Annotated in this window: 7 protein-coding genes; 1 reads left to right on the forward strand and 6 read right to left on the reverse strand. The window is 65.2% G+C overall.

What is annotated here, in order from left to right; translation table 11 throughout:
* Positions 1–2: 2 nt before the first annotated feature.
* Genes recN through AB0323_RS22900 form a run of 6 tightly spaced genes read right to left on the reverse strand, consistent with a single transcriptional unit; the run spans position 3 to position 5667 of the window.
* Entirely contained in the window at positions 3–1742 is a 1740-nt protein-coding gene (recN, locus tag AB0323_RS22875; protein WP_366179373.1) for a DNA repair protein RecN, read from the reverse strand.
* Positions 1743–1745: 3 nt separating this feature from the next.
* Positions 1746–2768 carry an NAD kinase gene (locus tag AB0323_RS22880; protein WP_366179374.1) on the reverse strand — a complete coding sequence of 341 codons (1023 nt, stop codon included), beginning with the start codon at positions 2766–2768 and terminating at the stop codon, positions 1746–1748.
* A gap of 13 nt (positions 2769–2781) precedes the next feature.
* Positions 2782–3594: a TlyA family RNA methyltransferase gene (locus tag AB0323_RS22885; RefSeq protein WP_366179375.1), complete on the reverse strand. Its 813-nt coding sequence runs from the start codon at positions 3592–3594 to the stop codon at positions 2782–2784.
* A 2-nt stretch (positions 3595–3596) separates the two neighbouring features.
* Positions 3597–3818 carry a hypothetical protein gene (locus AB0323_RS22890; RefSeq protein ID WP_366179376.1) on the reverse strand — a complete coding sequence of 74 codons (222 nt, stop codon included), beginning with the start codon at positions 3816–3818 and terminating at the stop codon, positions 3597–3599.
* 9 nt (positions 3819–3827) lie between these two features.
* The gene (locus AB0323_RS22895) at positions 3828–4817 is read right to left on the reverse strand and encodes an HAD-IIA family hydrolase (protein WP_366179377.1); all 990 of its coding nucleotides are present in this window, start codon (positions 4815–4817) and stop codon (positions 3828–3830) included.
* Positions 4810–5667 (reverse strand): hypothetical protein, encoded by an 858-nt coding sequence (locus AB0323_RS22900; RefSeq protein WP_366179378.1) that lies wholly within the window; start codon positions 5665–5667, stop codon positions 4810–4812. The genes AB0323_RS22895 and AB0323_RS22900 overlap by 8 nt, the downstream gene beginning before the upstream one ends.
* 6 nt (positions 5668–5673) lie before the next feature.
* Between AB0323_RS22900 and AB0323_RS22905 the strand changes: the two genes are divergently transcribed.
* Positions 5674–6651: a hypothetical protein gene (locus AB0323_RS22905; RefSeq protein ID WP_366179379.1), complete on the forward strand. Its 978-nt coding sequence runs from the start codon at positions 5674–5676 to the stop codon at positions 6649–6651.
* Positions 6652–7335 lie beyond the last annotated feature (684 nt).

The following is a 7335-nucleotide window of genomic DNA, read 5'->3' on the forward strand; positions in this document are numbered from 1 at the left end:
GGCTACGCCTGCTGGGGCAGGAGCTTCGCGTCGTCCAGCAACTCCTGGGCATGCGCCCGCGCCGACTCCGAGTCTTCCTGTCCTGCCAGCATCCTGGCAAGCTCCTTCACGCGTTCCTCGTCATCGAGGAGCTGGACGTCGCTGGACGTGAAGCCCGTGGCGGTCTTGCCGTCGCTTCCCCTGACCGAGGTCTTGGTGACCCGGATGTGTTGGTCGGCGAAGGCGGCCACCTGCGGCAGATGGGTTACCACCAGCACCTGGACGTGGCGGGCCAGCATGGCAAGCCGGCGTCCGATCTCGACGGCGGCACGCCCGCCCACTCCGGCATCCACCTCGTCAAAGACGAAGGTGGGCACCGGATCAACGGCTGCGAGGACCACTTCGATGGCGAGCATCACGCGGGACAACTCACCACCGGACGCGCCCTTGCCGAGGGGGCGGGCGGGGGCACCTGAGTGCGGTTGGAGGAGGAAGGAAATGTCGTCGACGCCGTGCGGCCCCAACTGTCCCTGGCTGTCCACGTCAATCACCAGGGTCGCATCGGCCATGGCAAGGGCGGTGAGTTCCGCGCTCACGCGCGCGGAGAGTTCTTTGGCCGCCTTCGATCGCGACTTCGAGATGCGCGCGGCTTGCTTTCGCAATGTTGATTCCGCGGCAGTCACCTCGGCGTCAAGGGCTTCGATCCGGCTCGAGTCATCCTGCAGTTCGTCGAGCCGGGTCCTCGACGCTGCTGCCCATTCCAAGACCTCGTCGATGCTTGGAGCGTACTTCCGGATGAGTTTGGCCAGTGCTGCGCGCCGCTCCTCGATCTCCGAAAGCCGTTCGGGCCCTTCGGAGTCCAGGGAGGCTTGGTAGCTGGACAGCTCCCCCGCGATGTCGTTGATGAGGAAGCCGATTTCGGCGAGCCGTGCGGCGGCTCCCGCCAACGCTTCGTCGTGTCCGGACACCTGGTCCAGCGCCCGTTTGGCCGAGTCGATCAGCGTCGTGGCATCGGCCGTTTCGCCGAATTCCTCCGAAATCAGTGCTTCATGCGCTGCCGCTGCGGCGATGCGGAGCTCTTCCACGTTCGCCAGTTTCACTGCCTCGGCTTTGAGGGACTCGTCCTCGCCCGGCTGTGGAGCGACGTCGTCGATTTCCTGGAGTGCGGCCTCGAGCGATTCCGCCTCGCGCAGCCTTTCCCGGGCCTCGCCGCGGAGGGTGTCGAGCTCCGCCTGGCTGGACTTCCAATGAGTGTAGAGCTCCTGGTATTCCGTGAGGGTCGCGGCGATGTCGGCCCCGGCGAAGCGGTCCAGTGCGTGCCGCTGCGCCACGGCACCCTTGAGCCGTATCTGGTCCGACTGGCCATGCACCACCACCAGGCTCTCGCCAAGTTCCGCTAGCACGCCTACCGGCGCTGACCGGCCGCCCACGAAAGCACGGCTGCGGCCGTCCGCGCCAACGGTGCGGGCCAGCAGGAGCTGGGTGCCGCCGTCGTACTCTTCCGCGTCGCCGCCTGCCTCCACAGCCCGTTCCACGGCGGCATGCCCCGGATCAAGCAAGAACCGGGCCTCTGCTGAGGCCGACTTGGCACCGGAGCGTACCGCACCGGCGTCGGACCGCGCTCCCAGAAGGAGGCCGACGGCGGTGACCACCATGGTCTTGCCGGCGCCGGTTTCACCCGTGACGACGCTCAGGCCGGGCCCCAACGGCAACGTGGCGTCGGTGATGACGCCGAGATCACGGATCCGGAGTTCCTCGATCATGGTTTACATCTCCTTTGTGGGGTCGGCCGCTCTGCCTGTCCGCACGTCCTGGGGTGTCGGCAAAGGGCTGGGCTTGAAGGTCCTGATAACGGGGGTCGGACCGGTGTGGATGTCGGCCGAACGAGGCGCCGGACCCCGCCAGCCGTGGATGGGGAGCTCAAACTTCCGCACGAGCCGCGCTGAGAACGGCGTCTGGTGGGTACGGGCAAGCCGCACAGGCCGGGTGGACCGGGTTACTTCGATCCGGGCTCCGGGCGGCAGGTCCACGGAACGGCGGCCATCGCACCAAAGCACGCCTTGGGCATCGGTCCGGCTGAGGATCTCCACGGCCAGCCTGGACCGCGGCGAAACCACAAGAGGTTTGGCGAAGAGGGCATGGGCGCTGATCGGGACAATCACGAGGGCCTCCACCTCGGGCCACACCACAGGCCCGCCGGATGAGAAGGCATAGGCCGTGGAGCCCGTAGGGGTAGCAAGCACCACCCCATCACAGCCGAACGACGTGAGCGGACGTTCATCCACTTCCGTCACCACTTCGATCATGCGCTCCCGGTCAGCCTTTTCAATCGCGGCTTCGTTGAGGGCCCAGGTATGCCAGATCTTCTGGCCACGGACCCACACCTGGACATCGATGGTCATGCGCTCCTCCACCGTATATTCACGGCTGGCGATCCACTCGACGGTCTGGGCAAGATCGGCCCGCTCGCTCTCGGCGAGGAATCCGACATGCCCGAGATTGACGCCCAGCAGGGGAACATCGACATTGCGGACGAGCTCGGCCGCGCGCAGGATAGTGCCGTCGCCGCCGAGAACCATGACGAGTTCGACGTCCTCCAGCCGGACATCATCATGCAATATCTCGATCGGCTTATCCACCACGCCAAAGAACCGTTCGATGTCGTCCAATTCGGACTTCTGCATCACGGGGATCAGGCCGGAGTAGTGGAGCTGCCCGCAGGCATCCCAGGCCGCGCGAAGGGAGTCCTCACGCCCTGTGTGGGCAAGGACCAAAACGCGCCTGCTCATGGTGTTCTGCTTTCTAGTGGGTGGTCCAGATTCGTTCCATCAGTGCAGCAACTTCCTCGTCCCGCTCTTCGATCTTAGGCAAGTCCGACTGCATCCTGCGTTTTATCCACAGGAAGTACTCCACATTTCCGTCCTGGCCCGGCAAGGGACTGGGTGCCAGGCCACAGAGTTCAAGCCCTGCATCCACGGCCGCTTTGGCGACTTGCGCCACCGCGCGCCGCCGTTCTTGATCGGAGGTGACCACGCCGGTGCGGCTCAGCCGTTCCTTGCCGACCTCGAACTGCGGCTTCACCATGAGCACCAGGTCTCCCCCGGGTTCGGTGCACGCCGCGAGCGGATGCAGAACGAGGGTGAGGGAAATGAAGGACAGGTCTGCCACAGTCAGCGCGGCCGGCCCGCCGATTTGCCCGGGCGTCATGTAGCGGACGTTGAGTCCTTCATGGACTGCGACGCGCGGATCGTTCCGCAGGGACGGCACCAACTGGTCATGCCCGACGTCGACCGCCACCACGTGCGCGGCACCGTGCCGGAGCAGCACGTCGGTAAAGCCGCCGGTGGAGGCACCGGCGTCGAGGCACCGCTTCCCTTCCACGACAACGGAAGGGAACGCCGCCAGCGCCCCGGCAAGTTTGTGTCCGGCGCGGCTGGCGTAAACGTCCTCGGCGTGGGCTTGAACATCAATTTCTGTCTCGTCGGAGACTTGTTGCGCTGCCTTGGCGAGAACGCTTCCCCCGGAACTGACTTTTCCGTCCGCAATGAGCTTCGCGGCATGGGTCCGCGATCTCGCCAGTCCGCGGCTGACGAGTTCCTGGTCGAGTCTGGCCATGCTCAGCGTTCTTCGTCGTCGAGGGACGCCATCAAGGAGTCGTGGATCTCGGCGTAGATACCGCTGTGCTCGGCCACCGGCAGGGAGGAGATGCCCGACAGTGGCTCCAAGGCGGAATCCACGGCGGCTTCGCCTGTAGGGGCCGTGTTGTCCGGCCATGGGGCATCGTGCGGTTCGACGTCGTGCAGGTCGACGGGACTCTCCGGGTGATCGTTCTCGCTCATTGGTCCAGTCTAGTTTTCCAGCCATTCGAGCCGCGGCGATGTGGCCTCTGCGGCGTCGGGATTGGCGGCCCACCAGGCTGCGCATGCAGCACGCCAGGCGTCCAGATCCTTCTCGGACCCGGAGACGGTGATGAGGCCGTCCTGGACTTCGGCGCTTGCCTTTCCGCAGCGGAACGCGCTGTCCTCCTCGATGATCTCGGGGTACGGCTCGTGCAGTTCCGTGAGATCAGCCAGCAAGTAGCCGGGGCGTTCCGGGCTTCGTGCCGCAAGGATGGACCCGGGCGTGTCGACGCCGGTGAGCACGGCCGCCGTCGCGAAGCCCGCACGGTTGCCGCCAAGGATATCGGTGTCCAGGCGGTCTCCGACAACGATCGGGCGCTCCGATTTCAGCCTGCGTGCCGCCGAGTGGAAGAGCGGGGCCTCCGGCTTGCCAGCGACCCGCGGCTGTTTGCCGGTGGCAGACGCGACGGCGGCCACAAGGGTGCCGTTTCCGGGAGCAATCCCGCGGGCCTGGGGAATGGACATGTCCGTATTGGTAGCCACCCAGAGCGCGCCTGCGGCAACAACGTAGGACGCCTCGGCCAGATCCTTCCACCCGATTTCCGGGTTGAAGCCCTGGACCACAGCCACAGGGTTCTCTTTGGCGCTGTGGACAGGCTTGAGGCCCACGAGTTCGATTTCGTGGGCCAGCGCCGGACTGCCGGTAATCATTACCCGCGAACCCGGAGCCAGGAGTCCTGCCAGAAGATCCCCGGCGGCCTGCGAAGAACTGATCACTTGGTTGTCCTCTGCGGGCGCGCCAAGTTCACGAAGATGCGCCGCCACCTGTGCCGGGGTACGTGAGGCGTTGTTGGTTATATAACCAAGCCGCACCCCGACCGATTCGAGCCGCTGCAGGGACTCCACGGCGCCGGGAATGGCGTGCGGGCCTGCGTAGACGACTCCGTCCAGATCGGACAGGACAGCGTCGAATTGCGAAACCAGCGAGGCCTCAGTCATTCTTGGTCTCTTCGCCGCCCTCGGAGGCCTCTCCTTCGCCTTCCCCGTCTTCTTCTGTGTCCTCGGTGTCCTCGGTGTCCTCGGTGTCTTCCACGGAATCGCGGTCCGACTCGGCGTCGTCGGACTCAAAGTAGTCAGACTCGACATCGTCGAGTTCCACATCGTCCTGTTCGCTGGCTTCAGGGGCGATGACCGTCTCCGCGCGTGCGGGCGCAGTTTGGGGCATGTCCGCCTCGGTCCGCTCCGCGTTCTCCTCGATGTTCCGGAAACGAGGCTTGCGAGCTTCGCTTTCATCGTCCTCGCCGAGGTCGATGATGTCCGGGTCCTCGAAGTCTCCAACACCGAGGGCATTTTCTGCCACGACTGCCTGGCGCTGCCACTTGCCGGCTTCTTCCGTGCGGCCCACTGCCGTCAGGGCGTCCGCATAGGCACGGAACAGGCGCGGGCTGTAGGAGAAGGCGCGGTTGATGTCGAGCTGGATGATCTCCAGCTCGGCCACTGCGGCGTCCAACTGGCCAAGGTCGGTCCTGGCTCCCGAGGCCACGATTGCCAGCTCAACCTTGCCGGGCGCGTCGAGGTCCTGTGCTTCGGGGGAACGGACGACATCCAGTGCACGGTCCGGCCGCCCCAGACCGCGTTCGCAGTCAGCCATGAGGGGCAAATGGACGTTGGAGCCGCTGATCCGGCGGTAGGTGCGGAATTCGCGAAGAGCCTCGCCATAGTGGCCTGCAGCGTAGGCGGTCAGTCCCACGGCTTCGCGGACAGCCGCCAAACGTCCACCACGGCGGCTGGCAGCCAAGGCGTGCTGGAAGGACAGCTCAGGGTCGATATCGATGAGGCGTCCCGCCATTACCAAGTGTTTGGCGACCCAATCGGCGTTGGTACCTTCAAGGGTCTTGATCTGGTGCTTCGTGACCCGGTCGAGCTCCTGGCCCGTAACGTCGTCGTCGATCTCCGGGGAACGCTCGCGGTCCGGGCGGTTGGCACTGCGCAGATCCGCGGCGTTCGGAACCCGTGCGGGACGGTCTTCCCAGGATCCGCCGCCGAAGCTGCGTCCCTCGCTACGTGGGCCATCGAACTTGCGGGGACCGCGCTCGGGACGGTCGCCGAAGCTACGGCGCTCTCCGTCGCCTTCGCGGCGCGGACGGTCGCCGAACGGCTTACGGTCACGGTCACCAAAGCTCGGGCGCGCATCCCCGTCACGACGCGGACGATCACCAAAAGGCTTACGGTCACGATCGCCAAAGGGCTTACGGTCACGGTCGCCCTCACGGCTCGGACGGTCGCCGAACGGCTTACGGTCACGATCACCAAAGCTCGGGCGCGCATCCCCGTCACGACGCGGACGATCACCAAAAGGCTTACGGTCACGATCGCCAAAGGGCTTACGGTCACGATCACCCTCACGGCTCGGACGGTCGCCGAACGGCTTACGGTCACGATCACCAAAGGGCTTACGGTCACGATCGCCCTCACGGCTCGGACGATCACCAAAAGGCTTACGGTCACGGTCGCCCTCACGGCTCGGACGATCACCAAAAGGTTTGCGATCACGATCGCCAAAGGGCTTGCGGTCACGATCACCAAAGGGCTTGCGGTCACGATCACCAAAGCTCGGGCGCGCATCCCCGTCACGACGCGGACGATCACCAAAAGGCTTACGATCACGATCACCGCCGGGAGCGCCGTCGCGGTCGTCCCTCGAACGGAATCCTCGCGGGTCGCCCCCGGAATTGTTGTTGGCGCGGAACGGACCGCGGTCGCCACGGCCACCGCCGTAGTTGCCGCGGTTGCCGCCGTTATGCTCAGCCATGATGGATTCCTCCTGTTGTGAGCTGACCACTGGCGCATGCGCAGCCGCTCTTATCCGTAATTTGTTCTCACGCCGCCGGGATCCGGCTCGTATCTCTTATGTAATTCTAGGTGAACAGCCATCCGCGAACGCACCCGAAGGCCGCCTATTCAGCTTCCCGTGGGAATCATCACAACCCCAGGTATGAGTGGGCCCGCTTCGGCTGGCTTGCAGATCCAAGTCCGCAGGCGGAGTGTCGGCCCTTTGGGCTGCCAAATCTTCTGAAGCCTCAACAACGCCGGCTCACATATACCGGGCTTTCCCCGGACGCCGGCTCACATATACCGGGCTTTCCCCGGACGCCGGCTCACATATACCGGGTCCTGGCCGGACGCCGGCTCACATATACCGGGTCCTGGCCGGACGCCGGCTCACATATAGCCGGTTTCGGCGGGACGCCCGCTCACATATGCGGGCTTCCCTCGGACGCCCGCGACCGTTCATAGGTGAGCCGGCGTGTGAGATTTCCGGCTCATAGGTGAGCCGGGGTGTGGGATTTCCGGCATATACGTGAGCGGGCGTTGGCCCGTGACCGTTGATAGGTGAGCCCGGGTTTCGGGGTGTGTGTCCGGGGGCGGGTGCGGTTCGTGTGTTGTTAAATGGGTCAGGCCCCGACGTGTGTGTCGGGGCCTGGCCGTGAATGGTTGTCCGGCGGTGTCCTACTCT

The organism is Arthrobacter sp. NPDC080031, assembly GCF_040702485.1.
Lineage (GTDB): Bacteria > Actinomycetota > Actinomycetes > Actinomycetales > Micrococcaceae > Arthrobacter.

Coding starts and splice junctions, on each gene's coding strand:
- AB0323_RS22890 (WP_366179376.1), bottom strand. CDS start 3,818: ATGAGCGAGAACGATCACCCGGAGAGTCCCGTCGACCTGCACGACGTC.
- AB0323_RS22900 (WP_366179378.1), bottom strand. CDS start 5,667: ATGGCGGGACGCCTCATCGATATCGACCCTGAGCTGTCCTTCCAGCAC.
- AB0323_RS22895 (WP_366179377.1), bottom strand. CDS start 4,817: ATGACTGAGGCCTCGCTGGTTTCGCAATTCGACGCTGTCCTGTCCGAT.
- AB0323_RS22880 (WP_366179374.1), bottom strand. CDS start 2,768: ATGAGCAGGCGCGTTTTGGTCCTTGCCCACACAGGGCGTGAGGACTCC.
- AB0323_RS22885 (WP_366179375.1), bottom strand. CDS start 3,594: ATGGCCAGACTCGACCAGGAACTCGTCAGCCGCGGACTGGCGAGATCG.
- recN (WP_366179373.1), bottom strand. CDS start 1,742: ATGATCGAGGAACTCCGGATCCGTGATCTCGGCGTCATCACCGACGCC.